Source organism: Streptomyces sp. BR123 (assembly GCF_013401435.1).
GTDB lineage: Bacteria > Actinomycetota > Actinomycetes > Streptomycetales > Streptomycetaceae > Streptomyces.
The window spans coordinates 21671-42876 of the sequence record NZ_JACBGN010000018.1 but is presented as its reverse complement, the minus strand read 5'-3'; the positions used below and the strand labels follow the sequence as shown (position 1 = coordinate 42876).

The 21206-nt window shown below is 71.3% G+C and carries 18 protein-coding genes; 10 read left to right on the top strand and 8 right to left on the bottom strand.

All coding sequences use genetic code 11. From position 1 onward, the window contains the following. The first annotated feature begins 84 nt into the window (after positions 1 to 84). The 3 genes from HYE82_RS38865 (at position 85) to HYE82_RS05145 (ending at position 1514) form a co-directional block, all read left to right on the top strand. The gene (locus tag HYE82_RS38865) at positions 85 to 279 is read left to right on the top strand and encodes a hypothetical protein (RefSeq protein WP_306439543.1); all 195 of its coding nucleotides are present in this window, start codon (positions 85 to 87) and stop codon (positions 277 to 279) included. A 525-nt stretch (positions 280 to 804) separates the two neighbouring features. Beyond that, on the top strand, positions 805 to 1080 hold the full coding sequence (locus HYE82_RS05150) for an isoamylase early set domain-containing protein (protein ID WP_179172716.1): 276 nt from the start codon (positions 805 to 807) through the stop codon (positions 1078 to 1080). A 98-nt stretch (positions 1081 to 1178) separates the two neighbouring features. Next, the gene (locus tag HYE82_RS05145) at positions 1179 to 1514 is read left to right on the top strand and encodes a hypothetical protein (protein ID WP_179172715.1); all 336 of its coding nucleotides are present in this window, start codon (positions 1179 to 1181) and stop codon (positions 1512 to 1514) included. Between the two features lie 381 nt (positions 1515 to 1895). On the opposite strand, the gene HYE82_RS05140 is transcribed toward HYE82_RS05145, so the two are convergent. Then, positions 1896 to 2297, bottom strand: coding sequence for a helix-turn-helix domain-containing protein (locus HYE82_RS05140; RefSeq protein WP_179172714.1), 402 nt, complete (start codon positions 2295 to 2297; stop codon positions 1896 to 1898). Between the two features lie 177 nt (positions 2298 to 2474). Between HYE82_RS05140 and HYE82_RS05135 the strand changes: the two genes are divergently transcribed. The 4 genes from HYE82_RS05135 to HYE82_RS05120 all read left to right on the top strand — a co-directional run bounded on the left by HYE82_RS05135 (position 2475) and on the right by HYE82_RS05120 (position 9182). Further along, entirely contained in the window at positions 2475 to 3407 is a 933-nt protein-coding gene (locus HYE82_RS05135; protein ID WP_179172713.1) for a SigB/SigF/SigG family RNA polymerase sigma factor, read from the top strand. Positions 3408 to 3635: 228 nt separating this feature from the next. Further along, on the top strand, positions 3636 to 4700 hold the full coding sequence (locus tag HYE82_RS05130; RefSeq protein WP_179172712.1) for a mechanosensitive ion channel family protein: 1065 nt from the start codon (positions 3636 to 3638) through the stop codon (positions 4698 to 4700). A 315-nt stretch (positions 4701 to 5015) separates the two neighbouring features. Next, entirely contained in the window at positions 5016 to 5675 is a 660-nt protein-coding gene (locus tag HYE82_RS05125; protein ID WP_179172711.1) for an HAD family phosphatase, read from the top strand. Positions 5676 to 6383: 708 nt separating this feature from the next. Then, positions 6384 to 9182, top strand: coding sequence for an exo-beta-D-glucosaminidase (locus tag HYE82_RS05120; protein ID WP_179172710.1), 2799 nt, complete (start codon positions 6384 to 6386; stop codon positions 9180 to 9182). Positions 9183 to 9239: 57 nt separating this feature from the next. On the opposite strand, the gene HYE82_RS05115 is transcribed toward HYE82_RS05120, so the two are convergent. The 4 genes from HYE82_RS05115 to HYE82_RS05100 are packed head-to-tail and all read right to left on the bottom strand — an operon-like array spanning position 9240 to position 13379. Beyond that, entirely contained in the window at positions 9240 to 10109 is an 870-nt protein-coding gene (locus HYE82_RS05115; RefSeq protein ID WP_179172709.1) for a carbohydrate ABC transporter permease, read from the bottom strand. Then, positions 10106 to 11068 carry a carbohydrate ABC transporter permease gene (locus tag HYE82_RS05110; protein WP_179172708.1) on the bottom strand — a complete coding sequence of 321 codons (963 nt, stop codon included), beginning with the start codon at positions 11066 to 11068 and terminating at the stop codon, positions 10106 to 10108. Before HYE82_RS05110 ends, HYE82_RS05115 begins: the two co-directional genes overlap by 4 nt. Then, positions 11062 to 12402: an ABC transporter substrate-binding protein gene (locus tag HYE82_RS05105; protein ID WP_179172707.1), complete on the bottom strand. Its 1341-nt coding sequence runs from the start codon at positions 12400 to 12402 to the stop codon at positions 11062 to 11064. Before HYE82_RS05105 ends, HYE82_RS05110 begins: the two co-directional genes overlap by 7 nt. Next, positions 12399 to 13379, bottom strand: coding sequence for a GNAT family N-acetyltransferase (locus tag HYE82_RS05100; protein ID WP_179172706.1), 981 nt, complete (start codon positions 13377 to 13379; stop codon positions 12399 to 12401). The genes HYE82_RS05105 and HYE82_RS05100 overlap by 4 nt, the downstream gene beginning before the upstream one ends. A 642-nt stretch (positions 13380 to 14021) precedes the next feature. Here HYE82_RS05100 and HYE82_RS05095 point away from each other — a divergent pair. The 3 genes from HYE82_RS05095 (at position 14022) to HYE82_RS05085 (ending at position 16449) form a co-directional block, all read left to right on the top strand. Continuing rightward, on the top strand, positions 14022 to 14696 hold the full coding sequence (locus HYE82_RS05095; protein ID WP_309144200.1) for a ribosome-inactivating family protein: 675 nt from the start codon (positions 14022 to 14024) through the stop codon (positions 14694 to 14696). Positions 14697 to 14920: 224 nt separating this feature from the next. Further along, a complete protein-coding gene (locus tag HYE82_RS05090; RefSeq protein WP_179172704.1) occupies positions 14921 to 15715 on the top strand; it encodes a hypothetical protein in 795 nt (264 codons plus the stop codon). After that, positions 15712 to 16449 (top strand): class F sortase, encoded by a 738-nt coding sequence (locus HYE82_RS05085; RefSeq protein ID WP_309144199.1) that lies wholly within the window; start codon positions 15712 to 15714, stop codon positions 16447 to 16449. The genes HYE82_RS05090 and HYE82_RS05085 overlap by 4 nt, the downstream gene beginning before the upstream one ends. A 564-nt stretch (positions 16450 to 17013) precedes the next feature. Here HYE82_RS05085 and HYE82_RS05080 read toward each other — a convergent pair. The 3 genes from HYE82_RS05080 to HYE82_RS05070 form a co-directional block, all read right to left on the bottom strand. Continuing rightward, the gene (locus HYE82_RS05080; RefSeq protein WP_179172703.1) at positions 17014 to 18717 is read right to left on the bottom strand and encodes an immunity 49 family protein; all 1704 of its coding nucleotides are present in this window, start codon (positions 18715 to 18717) and stop codon (positions 17014 to 17016) included. Positions 18718 to 19137: 420 nt separating this feature from the next. Further along, positions 19138 to 20346: an aromatic ring-hydroxylating dioxygenase subunit alpha gene (locus HYE82_RS05075; RefSeq protein WP_179172702.1), complete on the bottom strand. Its 1209-nt coding sequence runs from the start codon at positions 20344 to 20346 to the stop codon at positions 19138 to 19140. Then, positions 20343 to 21002: a VC0807 family protein gene (locus tag HYE82_RS05070; protein ID WP_179172727.1), complete on the bottom strand. Its 660-nt coding sequence runs from the start codon at positions 21000 to 21002 to the stop codon at positions 20343 to 20345. Before HYE82_RS05070 ends, HYE82_RS05075 begins: the two co-directional genes overlap by 4 nt. Positions 21003 to 21206 lie beyond the last annotated feature (204 nt).

The window sequence follows — 21206 nt, the reverse complement described above, 5'->3', positions numbered from 1 at the left end:
ATGGTCCGCGAGCGGACCCGGTGCGGCTGCGGCTGCTGTCCCTGATCGCCTCCCACGAGGGCGGTCCCGGCCTGCGTCTGCGACCTGACCGGCCCTTTCGGCGTCTCCCAGCCGATCACCTCCCGCCACCTGAAGGTGCTGACGCGAGACCGGCCCGGACGGCTCCGGGCGGCGCGGCACCCGGGGGCTGCCACCCGGTCCTGTCCGCGGCCCCGGCCAAGCTGCCCTCCTTGCTGCAGGCCCCGGTCGCCCCGGCCGCCGGGGGGTGGTACGGGGTGACGGAGACGGCCCCGCTCGGCCGCCGGGCGGCGGATCGCCCTGCCCGGTCCGGTGTCCGGCGCGCACTTCCACCCCGTGGTCGCCCTGGCCGCGTGGTGGACGGGCCGCCGCGGGGGGAGGGGTCGAGCCTGCGCGAGGTTGCTCCGCCTGCGTTCCTGCCCGGATCGCCGGGGTGATCGGCGGTGCGGTGCCGGCCGACGTGATGCTCGCCGAGCCGCTCATCGCCTGGTCCGCCCGTGACCGCTCCGCCCCGCACCGGTGGCCGGGCGAGGTGGTGGCGGCCGCCGGACCGGTCTCGCTGATCTTCGGCCGCCCCGCGCCTGCCGCCGAGGAGGGCGCGGTGGTTCCGCACGGCGGTCACCGCCCGGCCGCTGTCGGAAGCTCGTCGCGCTCGCGAGTGCGGTTGACGGTCGGAGGCTGGGCGGGTGATGACCGGGCGCTCGCCTGCGCGTGCCGTGCCGAGCGGTCGCGCTCTGGTGCGACGATCCACAGGGCCGTCTTTCCCTCCGTCTTCTGGAGTTTTCGGTGCTCGAACGCAAGCAGGTCAAGGGCCGCACCCAGGTCACCTTCGTCCTCCCCGAGAACGCTCCGGACGGACCGGTCAGCGTGGTGGGAGATTTCAACCAGTGGGATCCCGCGGCTCACCCGCTGAAGGCGCGCGGCGACGGCACGCGCGCCGTCACCATTGCCCTTCCCTCTCCCGCCACCCATGCCTTCCGCTACCTGGCCGCCGGTGACTACTGGTTCGACGACGACAGCGCCGACGGTCACGACGGCACCAACAGCCGCCTCCACACCTGACACCCGGCCCCGCACCCCGCCCTGCACCCCTCGCAACGTGTCGCGCCGATCGGCGCGCACTCAGCCGAGCAGGCTGCCCTCCGTCTACAGTGCGGGCCGTGACTGATCAAGAAGGACAGTTTCAGGCCGCGGTTCGCGAGGTTCTGATGGAGGCCGGGTTCACCGAGGGCGAGGCGGGAGCGGGGGGCATCCGCACCGTTCGGCACGCCCGCGGCGTGATGGTCGGCTGGATGCCGGAAGAGGTCCGCAGCGTGCGGGTCAGGCGTCGGGGGCCGCGCCGCAGCCGCAACGTCGGCCGGAACGACCTCCCCGGTCTCCGGCACGCCTTCGGCCTGGCCCTCGCCGCGGTGTTCCGGAACGCCGGCTTCACCGTCGAGACCCGCGGTGACGACTGGCTCCTCGTCGTCCAGCCCCAGCACCAACCCGAGCTGTAGGAGGCGGGGGTCGGTCGATGCGCTCGCCGCGGTCTTCCCGGGGTGGCGGTTCCGGCTGACGCGACTCCATGACAGGGTGCGCGCCGGCGCGCATGAGCTGCGCTGCTTCCGGCGGCCGCCTGCCGCGGTCGCCTCCGACAGTGCGCCCTCGTCGTCTGTCGAACGCCGTCTTCGCCCGCCTGGTCCGCGCGCAGGGCGGCGACCAGGGCCTCCCGGTCCGGTCGAACGGCGCCCCCGGCCCGATCGCCGCTTCCCTCTTCCGGGCCGGCCGGGCCCGCCCATGGGCCGGATCCCACGGGCTGGTGGTGACGGAGTGGGCCGGTGCCCGCCGGTTCCCGTCTTCCCCGAGCCGGGCAGCCGTCGGCTTGCGTCGCGACACCGTCAGGCGGGGCTGTCGGCTGCCGGGATGTCGGCGGTCCGACTGCCGGGTGCGTCGTTCGCCTCCTCGCCGGCAGCCGTAGCCGTCGCCGGGGCGGTCAGCGGGCCGACGAGATAGGCCAGCAGGCCGGCGATCTCGCGGTCGGCCTCCGCGGGGTGGCGGAAACGGGCGCCGGGAGCGATGACGTAGCGGTTGCGCCGACCGTCCCGTATGCGCGTGAGGTACCCGTCCGCCTGCAGGTCCGTGACGATCGCCTGCACGGTGCGCTCGGTCAGGTCGCAGTTCGCCGCGATGTCGCGCAGTCGGATCCCGGGGTCGCGCGCGATGGTGACCAGAACCCGGGCGTGGTTCGTCAGGAAGGTCCAGCGGCTTCGGCGGGGACCCGTGTGCTCGTTCTCCACCATCGCATTCTTGATTGGCGACTCGCGAAAAGCAAATCCCGAACTGTTTTTCCGGTATCACTTGACGTGTGTCCGCGGCCCCGGCAGGGTGCAGTAAGCGGAAGCGCACTTCCGCATGACCGAGACGACCGAGCATTCGCGCAACGCACCGCAAGCACCCGTGCCCAAGGAGCGCAGACGATGACCCTCACGGCCACGGTCGAGACCACGGCCCAGGCGACGACGACCCCGACGACGACCGCCACCCCCGCCGACGGCGGAGCGGGCGCACCCGCGCTCCGCGGGCTGCCGGACGTACCCTGCCCAAGCGAACTGTCCACGTCCGAGGCCCGGCACCTGACCCGCGTGTTCTTCGAACGGCTGCGGAGCCTGGAGGAGGGCACCCGGGAGTATCAGTACGTACGCAACACGCTGATCGAGATGAACATCTCGCTGGTGCGCTTCGCCGCGCGCCCGTTCCGGGACCGGCCCGGCGGCCCGGAGAACGAGGACATAGTCCAGGTCGGCATCATCGGCCTGATCAAGGCCATCGACCGCTACGACCCCGACCGCAACACCCAGTTCACCACGCTCGCCATGCCGTACATCACGGGCGAGATCAAACGCCACTTCCGGGACACAGCCTGGGCCGTGCACGTCCCGCGCCGCCTGCAGGAGATGCGCTCGCAACTGGCGAAGGCCGCCGAGGAGCTGACCGCCGTACTGGGCCACGAGCCCACCTCCGCGGAGCTCGCCGCACACCTGGACCTGCCCGAGGACGAGGTCCGCGACGGCCTGGTCGCCGCCAACGGCTACTCCACGCAATCCCTCGACGCGCCCCAGGAGTCCACCGCCCCCGGCACGCAGGCGCCGGCGCCCGGCCGGGCCCCGCGCACCTTCGCCGAGACCCTGGGCGACGTCGACCCCGCCCTGGAGGCGGTCGAGGACTGGCAGGCCCTGGCGCTCCTGCTCGCCGACCTGGACGAGCGCTGCACGCGCATCCTGCAACTGCGCTTCGGCGAGGGAATGACGCAGGCCGCGATCGGTGCGGAGATCGGCCTCTCCCAGATGCACGTGTCCCGCCTGCTCTCCCGCACCCTGGACGCCCTGCGCCGGGAACTGCTGCACGGCTGACCCGCCGCCCCGGAGCGGTCGGCCGCGCCGGGGCGGGCCGGTCCGCATGCGCTCGGCGTCGGCCTCGGCCCCGAGCCGTCCGGGCGCCGCTTCCACCGCGACCGTACCTCCTCCGCCGTGCCGGAGGAGGCGGCGAGACACCTCGGCCGGCCCCGGATCGCCCGCGCGGGCGCCGCCGGGCACGCGCGACGGAACCCTTTCCCCGCCCCACCCCTTCTTCGAGGAGTCATGGACAGCCTTCTCCGCCTTCTGGCCGTCATAGGCGGCTCGATCCTGCTCACCCTCGCCGCAGGCTGGCTCATCGACCTGCTGCTGCGGCGCGCGGACGCCCGACACCCCGAGACGCCGCTGTGGAACATGCTCCGACGCTGCGGCCCGTCGGTACGAGTCCTCCTGCTCACGGCGATACTGCGCGGGGCGTACCGGCAGATCGCGTGGCAACCGCTACGGAACCACGAGGCGACCGTGGGGCGGGTCCTGACGCTCGTACTGATCGGGGCGAGTGCGTGGTTCGTCGTCCGCGTCACCTCCGCAGTGGTCGAATCCTCGTACGCGCGCTACGCGTTGGGCACCCGCGACCCCTCCCGCGTCCGCCGGGTCCGCACCCAGGTGACCCTCATCATGAGGATCGTCACCGCCGTCGTCGGCGTGGTCGCCGCCGCCGCGATGCTGCTCACCTTCCCCGCCTTCCGCGCCGTCGGCACGTCCGTGCTGGCCTCGGCCGGCATCATCGGCATCGTCGCCGGTGTGGCCGCGCAGTCCACCCTCGGCAACCTCTTCGCCGGGTTCCAGATCGCCTTCGGCGACATGGTGCGCATCGGCGACACGGTCGTCGTCGCCGGGGAGTGGGGTGTGGTGGAGGACGTGACGCTCACCTTCCTGGCCGTGCGCACCTGGGACGAGCGCCGGATCACCATGCCCGTCTCCTACTTCACCGGACGGCCCTTCGAGAACTGGTCGCGCGGCGGGATCCAGATGACCGGCACGGTGTTCCTCCACTGCGACCACACCACCCCCGTGGCGCTGATGCGCGAGAAGCTGAAGGAGATCCTGGACGGCTGCGAGGCCTGGGACGGCCGCGGCTGGGACCTCGCGGTCACCGACACCACCCCCAGCACGATCGTGGTGCGGGCCATCGTCACCGCCCGGGACCCGGACGACCTGTGGACCGCACGCTGCACGGTGCGCGAACAGCTGGTCGGCTGGCTGGCCGAGAAGCATCCGTACGCCCTGCCACGGGTCGCCACCTCCACCGCCGCCCCCGCACCCCGGGAGGAGAGCCCCGGCTACTGACCCGCGGGTCGGCCGCTCCTGCCGTCGCATCGGTCTCCGCCCACCCGGGGATCGCCGCCGCGCCGGAGCGGGCAGCCGACGGCTGCGGCGGCATCGGCACCGGCAATCGCAACGGCGGTCCGAGTTCCGTGGATGCCCTCGGGATGCTGCTGCCCGCCGAGCACCGCACCGCGAGCCCGCCGACTCGGCCGGACCGCCGCCGCGGCCGTGCTGGTGCCCCTGTGCGCCGCGGCGGTCCTCATCGGCGCGGTGCGGGCGTGGGACGTCACCACCGCCCGGCAGTCCGTCAGGGCTCGGCGCTCTTATGCTGCGGGGATGATCAAGCCGATTGAACTCGTGATATTCGACTGCGACGGTGTGCTGGTCGACAGTGAACGCATCGCCGTGCGCATCCAGGTGCTCCTCGGCGCGGAACTGGGCTGGCCCCTCACCGAGGGGGAGGTGGTGGACCGCTTCATGGGGCGGTCGCACGCCGCCATCCGCGAACAGATCGCCGCCCGGCTCGGCGACGACACGGCCGCGCTCTGGGCGGAGCGCTTCGAACTGCTCCACCGCGAGGCCGTCGACGCCGGGCTGGCCCCGGTGGACGGTCTGCCGGAGGCACTGGACGCCCTGGACCTCCTCGCCCTGCCGACCTGCGTCGCATCCAGCGGCTCCCACGAAAAGATGCGCCACACCCTGGGCCGTACCGGGCTGTACGAACGCTTCGCCGGCCGTGTCCACAGCTCCACCGAGGTCGCCCGCGGCAAGCCCGCCCCCGATCTCTTCCTGTACGCCGCCCGACGGATGGGCGTCGATCCGGCGGCCTGCGCGGTGGTCGAGGACAGTCGGCCGGGCGTCGAGGCGGCCCGTGCGGCAGGGATGCGGGTCTTCGGCTACGCGGGCGGGCTCACCCCGGCCGAGCGCCTCGAAGGCCCGGACACCGTCGTCTTCCACGACATGCGCCGGCTTCCCGCACTCATCGGCGGCCGGTAGGCGCTCCGGCGCAGGGACGAAGGATGTGCCGCGTACGATCACATGCTGACCATGGGTCAGCGGAGCTTCTCCGCCTCGATCGCCCTCCCGTGGCGAGGGGCATCGAGCGGCGACGCCGGGGTGTGTCCACGGGGGAGCGGTCCGATGGGTGATGACAGAACTTTGGGGGCGGAGTGCAGCCGGAAAGCGGAATAGGTGTCGGTCCCAGCCCGAGGGAGGCGGCCGCCCTTCTGCTGGACAGGATTCGTCACGGCAGCGACTACGCCCGCGGCAAGAAGAAGCGGTTCGGTCGGAGCGCCTCCGCCACCAAGGTGGCGACGCTCGTGCTGTCCGCTGCCTCCACGGTCATCCTGGGACTGCAGGATCTCAACGCGTGGGCAGGTCTGGCCTTGGCCTGTGTCGCAACAGGCCTCGGCCTGCCGCGGCACTTGCACAAGTCGTTCCGCTGCTCACGGCCGGGGCGCTGCCCGGTCCGGTGGCGGGAGAGCACATCATCTGCCGCATGCGTCTCGGTGGCCTGGCGATCCGGGCCCGGCGTGGGAGACATCCACCCCGAGTGCCCTTCGGGTACCGCTGCTCGGCGCACAGGCCCGCGCCGACGCCGCCGACGCCGCACCTTCGCCCACGGCGCGGTCGCGTTGCTGCGATCGGACGACGCGCGGCATGTGGAGCATCGGCTGCCAAGGCTCCGGCACCATGCTGAACGGCATGCCTCAACAGCTGGGCCAGGTGTCCCCCTGCCGCCCCGGGTCCCCGTTCCCGCCCATCCCGGCCGGCGGTCCGTCACACCGCGGGGCTCGCGTCCCCGTCCGGTCCGTCGTCTCGGCTGCCCTCCTCGGCCTGACCGTCTTCCTGCTCCCCGCCCTCAGCCCGGCCGGCCACACGGGCCGGGCCGTGAGCGGTCGGTCGGCCGCGGCCGCGGTCACCGTCGGCCATGGCTCCGGCACGGCTCTGGCCGAATTCATGATCCAGTCGACCGCCCTGGTGACGGACCCGGCGGCGAAGGTGTCCAGCCCCGGCTATCCGACGACGGGCTGGTACCGGGCCGGCCCCCGCTCCACCGTCCTCGCCGCCCTGCTGGCGGCCGGCGTCCACCCCGACCCGTTCCACTCCACCAACCAGAAGCTGATCCCTGCCGCCGACTTCACGGTCCCGTGGTGGTACCGGTCCGACTTCTCGGTGGTCGGCCGGGAAGCCCGTACGTATCTCGACTTCAGCGGGGTGACCTCTGCCGCCGACGTCTTCGTCAACGGCCGCAGCATCGCGACGGCGAGCACGGTCGCCGGGACCTACACCCGGCACGAGCTGGACATCACTGCTCTGACCAGGCCGGGCACCAACACGGTCGCCTTCCGGGTCCGGCCCAACGACCCGCGCAAGCACCTCACCGTCGGCTGGCTCGACTGGCTGCAGCCGCCGCCGGACCGGAACATGGGCATCGTCCGCGATGTGGTCGTCCGCCGCAGCGGCCCGGTGGTGCTCCGTGACGCCCACGTCGTCACGGGCCTGGCCGTGCCCTCGCTGGCCTCCGCCGACCTGACCGTCAAGGCCCGCCTGCGCAACGACTCACCCCGCACCGTCACGGCGCTCCTCTCCGGCACGGCCGGACCCGCCACCCTCAGCCGGCAGGTGACGCTGACGCCCGGGGAGAGCCGGACCGTGGTCTACTCACCCGCCGACCAACCCGGACTCCATGTGCCTTCGCCACGCGTGTGGTGGCCGGCCGGGATGGGTGAGCAGCCCCTGTACGACCTCGACCTGACCGTGACGGTCGACGGGGTCACCTCCGACACCGCGCACACCGCCTTCGGTGTGCGCGACGTGCAAGCGCCGATCAATGCCGACGGCGCGCGCCAGTACCGGATCAACGGCCGCCCGCTGCTGGTCAAGGGAGCGGGCTGGGCCCCCGACGAGTTCCTGCGCTGGGACCCCGCCTACGCCGAGGACCGCATGCAGTACGTCCGTGACCTGGGCCTGAACACACTGCGCCTGGAAGGCCACCTCGAACCGGACGAGTTCTTCGACCTCGCCGACCGGTACGGAATCCTCACGATCCCCGGCTGGGAGTGCTGCGACAAGTGGGAAGGGGAGGTCAACCGCTCCGAGTCCGGAGAGGCATGGGACGCTGCCGACCACGCAGTCGCCCAGGCGTCGATGGCCGCCGAGGCGGCCCGGCTGCGCCACCACCCCAGCGTGATCTCGTTCCTGATCGGCAGCGACGCGGCGCCGAACGCCGCGATCGAGTCGGAATACCTCCAAGCGCTGCGGGCGGCCGACTGGAACGTGCCAGTGATCCCTTCCGCCTCCGGGAAGCCGACACCCGTCACCGGGCCTTCCGGGATGCGGATGACCGGCCCCTACGACTGGGTGCCGCCCGGCTACTGGTACGACAAACGCGACGGAGGAGCCACCGGCTTCAACTCGGAGACCAGTGCAGGCCCGAGCATCCCCACCCTCGACACCCTGCGGCGGATGCTGACCCCGGCCGAGCTGGAGACCCTCTGGAAGCAGCCCTCCGCTCCCCAGTACCACCGATCTCCCTCATCCACGTTCTCGACACTCAAGCTGTACGACGCCGCGCTCGCCGGCCGCTACGGACGCCCGACCGATCTCGGCGACTACGTGCGCAAGGCCCAGCTCGCCCAGTACGAGAACGTCCGCGCGCAGTTCGAGGCGTACTCCCGCAACGCCGAGGACACCGCCGCCCCCGCGACCGGCGTCATCTACTGGATGCTCAACAGCGGCTGGACCTCCCTGCACTGGCAGCTCATCGACCGCTACCTCGACCAGAACGGGGCATACTTCGGCGCGAAGAAGGCCAACGAACCCCTCCACATCCAATACGGGTACGACAACCGCACGGTGAGCATCGTCAACAACCGCACCACCGCCGCCTCGGGGTTGAACGCGCGGGTCACGCTCTTCAACACCGACGGGACCGAGAAGTACGACCGCACCGTCACCGGTGTCGACGTCGAAGCCCGCGGCGTGACCACCACCTCGCTGACCCTCCCGGCCACGGTCCCCGGCCTGGCGAGGACGTACCTGGCCCGGCTGGTGCTCACCGGTGCCACCGGCCGGGAACTGAGCCGCAACGTCTACTGGCTCTCCACCCGCAACGACGTCCTCGACCACGCCGGAACCGACTGGTACCACACCCCCACCACCTCCTACGCCGACCTGACCGGACTGAACTCGATGCCGCAGGTCACCCTGGACGTGACGGCCACGACGACGGTGGCCAAAGCCGGCACGTCGACGACGACCGTGACCCTCCGCCACCCGGGCACCACGAACACCCCCGCTCTGCTCACCGACGTCGACCTGGTCTCCGCGGACGGGAAGACCCCCACGCTGCCCGTGCGCTGGAGCGACAACCAGATCAGCCTGTGGCCGGGCGAATCGGCAACCTTGCAGGCCTCCCATCGGACCGTCGGCCCGGACCGCACCCCACGCGTACGTGTCTCCGGATGGAACGCCCGGGCGGTCACCGTCCCGTCCGACTGACGACGCGCAGGAGAAGGGGGCGCCCGCCGGAGCGGGCGCCCCTCGTGCCGCTGCCTCTCATTTGAGGCCGCTGAGCATCACGCCGCGGATGTAGTGCTTCTGCAGCAGTAGGAAGAGGACCAGGATCGGCAGGATGCTCAGGACGAGACCGGCCATGACGATCGGCATCGTGCGGGTCGGGTCCACGTAGTCCTGCAGGAGCTGGATGCCGACGGGCAGGGTCATCACGTCCGGGTTGGCGGTCGAGACGAGCAGCGCCCAGATGTACTCGTTCCACGCGTGGACGAAGGTCAGCAGACCGAGCGTCAGCACGACCGGCCTGGTCTGCGGCACGACGATCCGCCACCACACGCCGAACTCGCCTGCACCGTCGATCCGCGCCGCCTCCAGGACCTCGTCCGGGATCGACACCATGAACTGGCGCATCAGGAAGATCCCGAAGCCGTTGACGAGGAACGGCACGGCGAGCGCCGCGATGCTGACGGTCAGGCCCGCGCCCCCGCGCCCGAACAGGTCGTTGCCGCCCGCCAGCGGCCAGTGCACCAGGATCAGGAAGTGCGGGATGAAGAAGAGGAACGGGGGGAACATCATCGTCGACAGCACGAGCCGGAAGATCAAGGTCCGGCCGGGGAATCGGAGTTTGGCGAGCGCGTAGCCGGCGAGCGATGACGTGAACAGCACCGACCCGGTGATCACGGCGGTTGCGATGACGCTGTTGCGGAAGAGCACCGGCAGATCGAGCTGGTCGATCGCCGCCCGGTAGTTCGACAGGTCGAACGCCTCGGGCAGGAAGCGGTACGGCAGCGTTCCGGCCTCACCGGCCCCCTTGAACGACGTCATCACCATGTCGAGGAACGGCACCACCGTGAGCACGGCGCCGGTCACGACCACCAGGTACGAGAACCACGGGAAACGGCGGCGGATCATGCGTCCTCCCCCTTGCGCCGGAAGATCCACAACTGCACCAGGGTGACCACGAGGACCACCACGAACAGGACGAAGGCGGCGGCGCTCGCAGGGCCCCACCGGCCGTACGAGAAGGCCTGCCGGTACATCTCCAGGGCAGCGACGTCGGTCGCGTCACCCGGCCCGCCCTTGGTCATCACCGTGATCAGCGCGAACGACTGCAGACCGCTGATGAGCTGGGTGATGCACACGAGCAGCAGGGACGGCCGCAGCAGCGGCAGTGTGATCTTCCAGAAGACGGTGGCCTGCCCGGCGCCGTCGAGCGCCGCGGCCTCGTAGTACGACTCCGGAATGGACTTCAGCCCGGCCGTCAGGACGAGGATCGCCGAGCCGACCGATGCCCAGGCCTGCACGACCACGACCGAGGGCAGCGCGGTGTCCGGGTCCTGGAGGAAGGCAACCGATCCGAGCCCGAGGGCGTTGAGCACTCCGTTGACGAGACCGCCCGGCTCGTACATGTACTTCCACACGTTGCCGACGGCGACGACGGTCGTCACGATCGGCAGGAAGTACAGAGTGCGCCACAGACCCTGGAACCGCAGGTTGTCGATGCATGCGGCGACCACCACGGAGCCTGCGAGCGCAAGGACCACCGTGCCCAGGGCGAACAGCAGCGTGTTGGTGAGGATCGGAGCCAGGAACGTCGACCCGTCCGCGAAGAGGCCCGTGAAGTTGTCCGCGCCGACCGGTTGGACGTCGCCGAGGTCGAAACCGGCCCAGCTGGACATCGCCAGCAGCAGCGCGAAGCCGAGCGGCAGGACCAGGAAGACGGCGAAGAACAGGAGCGTCGGCGCCAGGAAGAGATAGGCGACGACGGCCTGGCGGCGCCCGGTCCGGGCGCGGCCGTCGACGGCGGGCCCGGCGGAGCGCGTGCCGGGCACCGCCCGCTCGGTCGTCGTCGGGGTCAGCGTGTTCACCATGAGCGCGACACCTCCCGGTCGACCTGACGGCGGGTCGCGCGCAGCGCCTGGTCCACCGACTGCTGACCGGTCCACAGCGCCTCGATGTTCTTGCGCAGTAGCGATTTGGCCTGTTGCGCGCCGGGCACGTTCGGCTCCGGCACCGAGTACGCCAGCGCGTCCACGAAGGGGCGCAGGTTTGCATCGCCGTGCGCGCCCAGGAGCGTCCGCATGTCGTCGGTGCGGCCGGTCAGGGAGCCGGCCGACACCTGCAGGGAGCTCATCCGGGTCGCTTTCCCACCCTCCTCGGCGCTCTTCACGTTCACTTTCTCGCTGTTGAGCCAGCGCAGGAACTCCCAGGCCGCGGCCGGGTGCCTGCCGGCAGCGTTGACCCCCAGCATGAAGCCGGTGGAGAGCGTGCCGCGCTTGCCGCCCGCCTCGGGGAGGGGCAGCGGCGCGACGCCGACGTCGCGGTAGTCCTCGCCCATCAGGGTCTTCAGGCTCCCGGTCCACCAGCCGGCGCTGACCACCATGGCGACCTGCCCCGACCGGAACGCCTTGTAGACGTTGACACCGGGGGAGCTCGCGCCCCTGACGACGAGGCGGTGCTCCAGATCGAACACGGCCCGTCCGGCCGGCGAGTCGATGGCGGTGCTGCGGCCGTCCTTCGAGACGAACGTTCCGCCCGCGGCGTTGAGCAGGGCGAGCGTCTGGCCGACGGTGGTGGAGTCGTCGGCGGTCGACAGCCCGAAGCCCTGGACCAGTGTGTTGCCGTAGCGGTCGCGTCTGGCCGTGCGGTAGGCGGTGTCCTCCAGCTCCCGCCAGGTGCGCGGCGGGCCGGCGATGCCGGCTTCGCGCAGCAGCCGCTTGTTGTAGTAGAGGGCGTACGTCTGCACCTCGGTGGGGTAGCCGTAGACCCGGCCGCCCACCGAGGCGGCGTCGACCGCGGCCTCGCTGTAGCCGCGTGCGATCTCCTCGGCGTGTTCGGGCGGAGCGGGTCTCAGGACGCCGGCCTGGACCAGTTGGCCGTTCCACAAGCAGTACGGGTGGAGGATGTCGGCGCCCTGTCCCGCGGCCTGCCGGACCATGAAGGTGGTCAGCAGGTCGGTGAACTCGACGGCCTTGGTCTGCACCTTGACCCGGTCGTGGGTGGCGTTCCACTCGTCGACCGGGCCCTGCAGGGCCTCCCTGAGCACCCCGCTCGCGTAGTGGGAGAGCAGGGTGAGGACGATCGGATCCCCGGGCCGCCCGGTGCCCTGGTGCGGTGCGGAGCACCCGGAGGCGAGCAGTGCCGAGGGGAGCGCGAGCGCGAAGTGACGGCGGCTCAGGCCGCTGGTGCGGCGTGCCGGAGTCATCGAGCGGCATTCCGGCGCATCACGCGGAACACGCGGGTCGTGGTGAAGCCCGTCTTGCGGTACATGTGCCCAGCCGGGGACTGCGCGCCGGTCCACAGGAACCACGCGGAGTGCGCGCGGCGCGCCCGCATCCTCTCCAGGACCAGGTGCAGGAGGACCTCGCCGAGTCCGGTGCCGCGCATCTCCTCCAACACGCCGATCGGGCCGAACCGCTCGTCCACCGCGTCGAACGCGCCGTGCATCGCCCAGCCGACCATGCGCTCCTTCGGGTCCCGGACGACGACGATCCGGTCGAGCGGCGTGCCCGCCGCCAGGCTCGCCCGGATCGTGGCCGCCCAGTCCGGACCGAAGTGGCTCCCGGCGAGCGCGAGGAGATCCACCAGATCGTCGTCGGACGGGGTGGCGAAGCGGTAGCCCTGCGCCGTGAGTTCCTTCAGACGGCGCGTGACGTCCTCCGGGAGGCGATAGCCGACCAGGCCGCGGTCCATGGCCGCCGCCTCGTACAGCGTGTGGAAGCCCAGGGACTCCAGGAGCCGAGCCGCTTCCGGGTACGTCTCGGCGTCCAGGCCGGGGAGGACGTAGTTCGGGGTGTACGAGGAGAAGTCCACCCTGGTGCGGCCGTGGCCGTGCAGCCAGTCGAGGGCGTCGCCCATCAGCCGGCGGCCGAGGCCGCGCCTGCGGGCGGCCGGGTCGACGAAGAAGAAGGGGATCCAGCCCTGCTCCGGCTCCAGGTCGGTGCCGGCCATCGGCGTCAGACGGCGCACCGCGTAGGCCGCACCGACGACACGGTCGCCCTCGACTGCGATCCGAAGCCCTTCCGGATCGAAATTGGCGTCGAGCAGCACCAGGGAGCGGAAGCGGTCCGCGGTGATGGGGTCGGCCGGCGCACTGCGCCGCCACACCTCCACCACCTGCGGTCCGTCGCCCGCGTGAAAGCCGCGGATGTCGGCCCGGGACGTCTTCGTGCGATCGGTCATCGGCGGGGTTGTCCTTCCATACGCAGGTCACGGACGGCGCCGAGCGCCGCCCGCAGAGCTGCTTCGGTCCGGTGCGGGGTGCGGGTGCGCTGCGCCATGGCGATCAGTCCGGCCTGTCAGCCGCACTGCCCACCACTTGGGACACGGCCGAGGCGTTGGGGTTCCGGGCGAGCTGGCCGCAGGTGAGCCCGTGCCGGACGGGCCCGGCGAGTCCGGGCGACGCGTGCGGCGGTGACATCTCGAAGTCACGGCGAGAAATCTACTGGTATGTCCGGTAATTTCGCAATTATTTACCAACAGGTCGTGCCGAGTTCGGGGCCCGGACCCTTCCGGCGGCGGTGAGCTCCTCGCCCCTCGACGCCCTCGACGCCCTCGACGCAGTCTTCGACGGCACGGCAGTCCGGCCACCGACGGCAGTCCGGTCACCGAAGGCTGCCCGCCGTCCGACCGGGCGGCGACGGAGAGCCCGCGCGAGGGGTCTATGCCTTTTCCACCTCATTCGATGAGTTCTTAGCATCAGAGGGCAACTATTCACTCCTCCGCCGTATGACCGGCTACAAAGAACTGGACCGAACCAGGCCCGGCGACACGGATGAGGCGAGCTGTCGTCGATCGGGTCATGTCGAAGGCGGTGGTTGTGTAGTGCGCCAGTACAACAGGATCGAACCCGCTGCGGTGGAACGTCCGCCGGGAAGTCCGAGTTCTGAGCCCATCCACCTGACGGATGCCGTCGTACTGAAACCCGTGTCGTTTTCCGTGGAGGACGCATCGGCGGAGGAATACCGGCTCCTCGTCTCTGCCGTCCGGTCGAGAGCGGCGGAGGCGGGCTTTTCCGGGAATGCCGGGTGCGGAGAGGGGAGGGTGCGCTACCTCCCTGTGAACGTTCAGCTGAGAGGCTTGTCCATCGAACTCTACGTCGAGTTCCTCTCGCAGAACGCAGGCGCTCGCATCGTCGGATTCCGCAACACCTTCGAGAACGGGCAGGCCCCGCCGGAAGCGTACTTCCGCCATGTGCGGGACTCGGTCGCGCCGCCGGGAATCCGTCGAACGGCAGCCCTGCCGTTCGGCGGAGGGCGGCCTGCCCTCGAGGCGGCGGCCGATGCCCGGCACACGGCCCTTCCCCTGGGACGCCGCCCCATGGTCAATGCGGTCATCTGGTTGCATCGGAACCGCGATCCGAAGTGCACCGCACGCGGAATCCTCGTGCTTTCGGAGATGCTCTGTGCGGCTGCCCGATTCCCCCTGCTGGCAGACGAGGTGTCACGCATCTGGATGACCGGTGCACTGCTGTCGACCGCGACACGGGCAGTCGCGTAGCCATCGAACGACCAATTCCTCGCAGCGGGTGGCAATGCCGACCGGCCGGAATCTTCCGTGAATCACCCGGCCCTTGATTCCGAAGCGTCTTCATCGCTCGGAGTGCGGGTTGCCGGACCTCCGGAAATCATTCCACCCACGGACGATCTTCGATTCCCCTCCCGGGAATCCATGGAACAGGAGTGAATGTGATAGTCAAGCGCGCTGGTCGCCGTCTCGTGGTAATGGCCACCGTGCCCGCCGCCGCCGTGTTCCTGGCGCTAGGCCTTCCAGGTGCGGCTCTCGCCGAGGGCGGGAAGGCGTATCAGATCGACCTGGCGCAGCTGAACGACTCCGGTTCCCGAGGCACTGTCATGCTCAACCTCAAGGGCAACCAGCTGACCGTGCGCATCGAGTCCGAGGGCATGGTGCCCGGACAGCCGTCGGCCCAGCATCTGCACGGTTCCACCAAGGGCCACGACTTCCACTGCCCGGATGCCAGCGACGACACCAACCGCGATGGAATCCTCAACAACACCGAGGCCACCGTCGACTACGGCGACATCAACATCTCGCTCACCACGTCCGGGGACACCAAGGCGACCAGTGGCCTCGCCGTGGAGCGCATGCCCGTCGCCGACAAGAAGGGCAAGGTCGTCTACGAGCGGACGATCACCGTCGGCCAGGACGTGGTCGAGCACATCAAGGACCTGCACGTCGTACAGCACGGCATCGACCGCAACAAGAACGGCAAGTACGACTTCGACGGCGCCGGCAAGAGCGAGCTCGACCCGAAGCTGCCCCAGGAGGCCACGGCGCCGACCAACTGCGGAGAGGTCAAGGGCGCGGCCGTGGGGTCCGTTCCGGTCGGTGGTATCGAGACCGGCGGCGGCTCTCCGCAGAGCACGGTGCTGCCGATGGCCGTCATGGCGGGGGCGGCCGCCGTCGTGTACGCGGCGACGGCCGGCGGGATCGCCGTCGCGCGCAAGCGCACTGCTGTGGTCCCCGTCCGTACGGAGACGCCGGGGGGCGCCGCGTGAAGAACACCCACGCCCCGGCCCCCGCGACGTCCACCGCGCGGCCCCGACGCCGGACCACGGGCCCCGTTGCCACCGCCGCCCTGGCCATGTTGCTCCTCGCGGGCTGCGCCGGCCAGGACGAAGGGGCGCCTCCCGCCCCTCAGGGGCAGGCCCCGCAGAGCGGGACACCGGCCGGCGGGGGGCCCGGAAGCGCTCCCTCCGGGAAGGCGCCCGCAGGCGGCCACGGCGCATCGTCCGAGGGCGGTGCGCAGAGCGGTACGGGCCGGGCCGAGCCCGCCCTCGCCCGGTCGGAGCCCCAGAAGATCATGATTCCGTCCCTCGGCGTGTCCAGCTCCCTGGAGACGCTGCGGCTGAACCCCGACGGAGCGATGGAAACCCCGAAGGACCCCGGCCTCGCGGGCTGGTACGAGCCGGGGCCGACCCCCGGCTCCCAAGGGCCGGCGGTGATCGCGGGCCACGTCACGTGGAACGGCGCGCCGGCCGTGTTCGAGAAGCTGAAGACGATGAAGGCCGGTGACACGATCAAGGTGACCCGCCGGGACAACAAGACGGTCACGTTCACGGTGAACCGGGTCGCCGAGTACCCGAAGGCCAAGTTCCCCACGCTCGAGGTCTACAAGAACCTCGACCACGCGGGCCTTCGCCTGGTCACCTGCGGCGGCGACTTCGACCCGAAGACGCACTACTACGACAGCAACGTGGTCGTGTTCGCCAGCATGACGGGTACCACGTGATCGGGACGGAGGACGACAGGCCGTCAGTCGCAGCCCCCTGCGGCTGACAGCCACACCCGCCCGCCGGGGCCCCGGCAATGCCGGCCGCCGCCCGGGCCGACGGGGCGCCTGACCACGCGGCTGCGCGCACTGGGAGCCGAGCACTCGACCGGCTTCGGAACCGTCACCGAGGACGAATGACGGGTCGGCGCCCACGTCGGCATGTCCGCACAGGGAAGTCGGGCCCGACCGCGCACCGCTCGATCAGCGTGTCCGCGGAGCGGGCGTCCGCGGCCGTGCCGACCGCCAGGGCCGCCCGCAGCCGCACCGACGAACTCCTGCTCCCCAGCACCGGGAGAGCGCGCAGCATGTTCGTTTCCTCTGCCCGAATGATCACCGGACCACCTCCTCGACAGCAGTGAAGGCCTTGTCGCCGTGTCGTGGTCAAGCCGCAGGCCACGCCGCCGCGGCACGGGCACCCGTGCCGGGGAGCCGTGCCGGGGAGCCGGGGGAGGCCGTACCGCACACCTCCCCGCGCCCGCCGTCGGCCCCGCGTCCGGGGGCGCGTCCGCGCCGCCGCCCGGATCAGGGGATGTGCTCGATCCGCCCCCCGTCGAGGAGGTACACCGGCAGGTGCGGGTGGTCCGCCGCGACCGCGAACCCGTGGTCGTGGGCCAGTGCCGCCATGGCCAGGGGGCCCAGTGCCACCCGGGCGCGCGGGGCCCGCGACGGGCCCCAGTAGCCGGCGTGCTCCGCGACCGCCTCGGCCAGTGTGTCCGCGAAGGCCTCCCGGTCGCCCGTGATCAGGCGGTGGAAGAGGCCGACCGGCTGGTAGTCGATGCGGTTCACGAAGTCCTTCGGGGCGCGGGCGATCCGCTCCGGCATCGAGGTCCGGATCGTGGCGAGCAGCTTGTCCACGACGTCGTCCATGCTCCGCCGCGCGAAGTACGTCTGCAGGGTGTCGATCCAGTGCAGTACGTACTCGTCGACCGAGTCGTCCTCCCTCAGCCGTTCCATCGGCACCTCGCACAGCCGGTCGATCCGCTCCGTCTGGCGGCACACCACCGCCAGGTAGAACGCGTCGAGCCAGGCCCGGGCGTCCGCCGGGGGAGCGGCCGGAAGGGCGGGCAGCCGGGTGACCACGTCCTCGCCCAGGTAGCATTCGACCGGCTCCGTGCCGGTGAACAGCGCGCAGCCGAGCTGCACGGAGGTGGCCCACGCGTCCCAGGTGGTGAGGCGGTCGGCCTTCGGGTCGTCGGCGCAGCGCGCGAGGGCGAGGGCGAGGGCCGCGGCGAAGGCGTCGCCCAGCCCCGACGGGTCCCGCGCGACCGGCTTCAGGGCCTCCGACGCGGCCCGTTCGAGCCCGGCCGCGTCGGAGGGGTTGCGCGACGCCGGGCCGGTGGTCGTCCGCCCGGCGCGGTCGAGGCGGACCAGGCCCTTCATCAGGCCGAGCAGATGCGGGTCCGGCTGCAAGGAGAACGTGCGGGTCTCCTCGTCGATGACCGTGAGGGAGGTCAGGCCGCCCTGGTGCCACCGGTAGACCCGCGGCGAGAGCGGGCCCGGCCCGTCCTGGTAGGCGCGCAGGGCGTAGGCGGCGAGGTCGTTGAGGGCGTCGATCACCGTGCCGTCGGCGATCGGGTGGTACGCCAGCAGGTGCCGGGTCGGTACGACGACCAGCGCGCCCGCCTCCGGCAGGGTCTCACCGGTCAGCTGCCGGACCGTGTCCGCCAGGAACAGGGCCCGGCTCGCGACGAACGGGGAGTCGCCGTACACGGAGTGCAGCGTCGCCCGCCCCTCGACCGGTACGTCCTCGTACGCGACCTGCACGTCCATCAGATTCTCGTAGGCCGCCTGTCCCAGGGCCTGCAGCCCGGCCCGCTCGACATCGACGTCGGTCAGGATCCGCACGCTGTCCGGTCCGTCGAGGGCGTACGCGAACACGAGCCCCTCCGCCACCACCCGCGCGTAGCGCATGCGGTCCGCCAGATCCGGTGTGAGGGAGTCGACCGGCAGCAGCCGGGCGTACGCGCCCCGCAGCAGCTCCTCGGCGCTCTCGTCGCCGCGGCTCGCCCGCCGCAGCATCTCGAAGTGCGCGGCCACCAGCCGGGGCCACTGCTCCTGCGGAGCCCGGGCACAGCGGGCCGCGAGACCGTTCAGGGCGTAGCGGTACCCGTCCTCGGCGTGAGGGGCGGCGAGCTCGCGCAGGTAGGCGGCCTGAGGGGGAGTCAGCATCGGCAGGGCCGTGTCGAAGGCGTCGTCGGCGGTGCCGGGAATCTCGTTTCGTTCCATCCCCACGACCCTACGACGCGCCACCGACAGGCGGCCGCGGCGGGACCGGACGCCGCCGTCGGGCCGTTCAGGCGGGAAACGCAGCAGAGCCGCCGGGCCACACCGAGTCATTCGTGCCCGTCGGGGCCCGAGGAGTACCCCCTGCTCGCGGGACCCGTCTGCGGTGATCACAAGACGACCGTGGACAGGACACCCTGCCCGCCGACCACACCGACTCCGCCCGCGTGCGGTACACCACCGCCGGCCGGACACCGGCCACCGCTGTGGAGAGGGCCCGTCGGCCCCCTCCACAGCCGCCCGGCCCGTGGGAGCGGCCGAGGGCGTGCGGTGCGGACGACCGATGACCGGCGCCCGGTGACCGCTGACACCGTGACTGCGCACCCACGGTGGCCGTAGGCCTCCGTCGATGCCGGACGTCCGTCACAGCAGTCGCTCCGCAAGGTAGCGCTGGAACTGCCACAACGGGCGCTCCAGATGGGAGAACCGGCCGTTGGACGGAGCCGGGTGGGAGGCCAGGCCGCGCTGGACGCCGCGGACGGCCACGAGGTCCTCTTCCTGCACCTGCGCGATCCGGGCGCGCATGGCGCTCAGTTGCTCCGAGAAACCGGGTGTGCTGTGCGCCCCGGGCGGGACCAAGGCCGTGATCTGTGTGTCGTGGGTGGCCGGACCGGTGGGCAGCCAGCGGATGCTGACTGCGCTGTCGGGCAGGACCGCCAGGACGAACTGCGGGAAGATACCGGCGATGAGCATTCCCGGCCGAGATTCCCGGCCGGATCCAGAGGAACGCCTCCCGAGGCCGGTGCCGCCCTGCCCGGAGTCGGACAGCGGCGTGAACATGGTGAACCAGCGGCCGTCGCATTCGTCGATCTCCGTGTTCCGGCCCGGCAGTACCGGATCCAGGGACGCGGCGTGCGTGCCCATGTGGTGGTAGTTCTCCGAACCGTTCTCCACCGCCACTTTCCAATTGGCGGGTACGCCTTCCCAGGTCTGGGTGTGGACGCTCACCCAGTCCGCGATGCCGTGGCTGCTCAGCCGCCGGTCCAGCCCGCGCAACGGGGGTGCCGCCGGAGCCGCGTCCGGGTCGAGGTTGAGCAGGACGAAGCCGTTCCAGACCTCGACGCGGTGGGCCGGGAGCCGGCAGCCGGACCGGTCGAAGTCGACGCGTTGCATCAAAGGAGCGCCGGCGAGCCGGCCCGCGTACTGGCCGTTCAGCCGGTAGGTCCAGGTGTGGTACGGGCACGTCAGCCGTTTCAGGCAGCCGCGGCCCGGTGTGGTCTCCGGCGGCAGGAGGTCCATGAACCGGTGGCGGCACACCCGGGACAGGGCATGGAGCTCACCCTCCTCGTCCCGGGTGATCACCAGTGGTGTGCCGAGGACGTCCAGCCGCAGATAGCTCCCCGGCTGTGGGATGTCCTCGGCTCGTGCCACGCAGAGCCACTCCCGCCGGAAGATCCGTTCGACCTCCCACGCGTACAGCGCGGGCGAGGTGTAGGCGTGGGGTGGCAGTGTCCGGCCGCGTTCGAGCGGGAGGGCGGCCAGATGCCGCAGCTCCGCGAGCGTCTCACGCAGGGCCTCGGGGGCGGATGCGGGGGTGGCAGGGTCCTTGTGCGTGGTGCGCTGGTCGGTCATGGTGATCGGCCCTCCTTTCTGGTGATCAGGGGTGTCGAGCCGAAGAGGGACAGGGCGTGCCGCCGCCTGTAGTGGCGGCTGCAGGAGACGGTGGCGAGGAGGACGGCGCTCAGCAGCGCCAGCCCCTTGGCCCGGTTGAGTGCAGGAACCGCCTCCACCGGCATCAGCAGTGCGACGAGTACTCCGGCAGCGCCGTCCAGCAGTTGGGCGCCGCCCCACAGCACCGTGAGCCGGGTCAGTGCGCTGCGCAGCGCAGGCGAGACGCGCCAGGCCGCTTCCCGGGCGGCAGCGGCGGCGGGCCCGTGCCAGGACTGGGCCGCCTGGAAGGCGAAGGGCTTCGCCACGAGCAGCGAGCCCAGGATCCAGAGCCCGGCAGCCGCCCCGAGTCCGGCGTCCTTGACGAGGATGACCCGCGGACTGCCGGCGAGCAGCGACGTGACGATGCGGACCGCCAGCATGCCGATCATGAACGCTTCGAGATCGTTCACACGCCGCTGCGTGGCGGCCGTGACCACCATGCGCACCGCCGGGAGCGCCCCGCTGAGCGTCAGCGCAAGCCATTGGCTGATGCCCTGTGACCGCAGAACGTAGAACACGGCCGGCGGGAGAACCGCGGCGACCAGAATCGCAGTGGCCGCTGCCCGCCACGTCGGCATGTCGTGTGGTCCGGTCCGACCGTTCGGTGATGCCATACGAAAAACCGTAGGGACCTGCGGAGATCACCGGATCGACGTAACGGGCGACATTCTCGGTACATCCTTCTACGTACTGGTTCATCCCGATTGTCGACGGCGGAGCATTTCGAGGTCTCAGGGTGGCGACACGCAGGCCGGGCGCGGCCGACGCGCGCCCCGTATCGG

Bases quoted from the DNA above. Each gene is read 5' to 3' on its own strand.
- HYE82_RS05110 (WP_179172708.1), bottom strand. From the start codon at position 11,068: ATGGTGAACACGCTGACCCCGACGACGACCGAGCGGGCGGTGCCCGGC.
- HYE82_RS05080 (WP_179172703.1), bottom strand. From the start codon at position 18,717: ATGGAACGAAACGAGATTCCCGGCACCGCCGACGACGCCTTCGACACG.
- HYE82_RS05130 (WP_179172712.1), top strand. From the start codon at position 3,636: ATGGACAGCCTTCTCCGCCTTCTGGCCGTCATAGGCGGCTCGATCCTG.
- HYE82_RS05070 (WP_179172727.1), bottom strand. From the start codon at position 21,002: ATGCCGACGTGGCGGGCAGCGGCCACTGCGATTCTGGTCGCCGCGGTT.
- HYE82_RS05090 (WP_179172704.1), top strand. From the start codon at position 14,921: ATGGCCACCGTGCCCGCCGCCGCCGTGTTCCTGGCGCTAGGCCTTCCA.
- HYE82_RS05120 (WP_179172710.1), top strand. From the start codon at position 6,384: ATGCCTCAACAGCTGGGCCAGGTGTCCCCCTGCCGCCCCGGGTCCCCG.
- HYE82_RS05115 (WP_179172709.1), bottom strand. From the start codon at position 10,109: ATGATCCGCCGCCGTTTCCCGTGGTTCTCGTACCTGGTGGTCGTGACC.
- HYE82_RS05100 (WP_179172706.1), bottom strand. From the start codon at position 13,379: ATGACCGATCGCACGAAGACGTCCCGGGCCGACATCCGCGGCTTTCAC.
- HYE82_RS05135 (WP_179172713.1), top strand. From the start codon at position 2,475: ATGACCCTCACGGCCACGGTCGAGACCACGGCCCAGGCGACGACGACC.
- HYE82_RS05125 (WP_179172711.1), top strand. From the start codon at position 5,016: ATGATCAAGCCGATTGAACTCGTGATATTCGACTGCGACGGTGTGCTG.
- HYE82_RS05075 (WP_179172702.1), bottom strand. From the start codon at position 20,346: ATGACCGACCAGCGCACCACGCACAAGGACCCTGCCACCCCCGCATCC.
- HYE82_RS05140 (WP_179172714.1), bottom strand. From the start codon at position 2,297: ATGGTGGAGAACGAGCACACGGGTCCCCGCCGAAGCCGCTGGACCTTC.
- HYE82_RS05105 (WP_179172707.1), bottom strand. From the start codon at position 12,402: ATGACTCCGGCACGCCGCACCAGCGGCCTGAGCCGCCGTCACTTCGCG.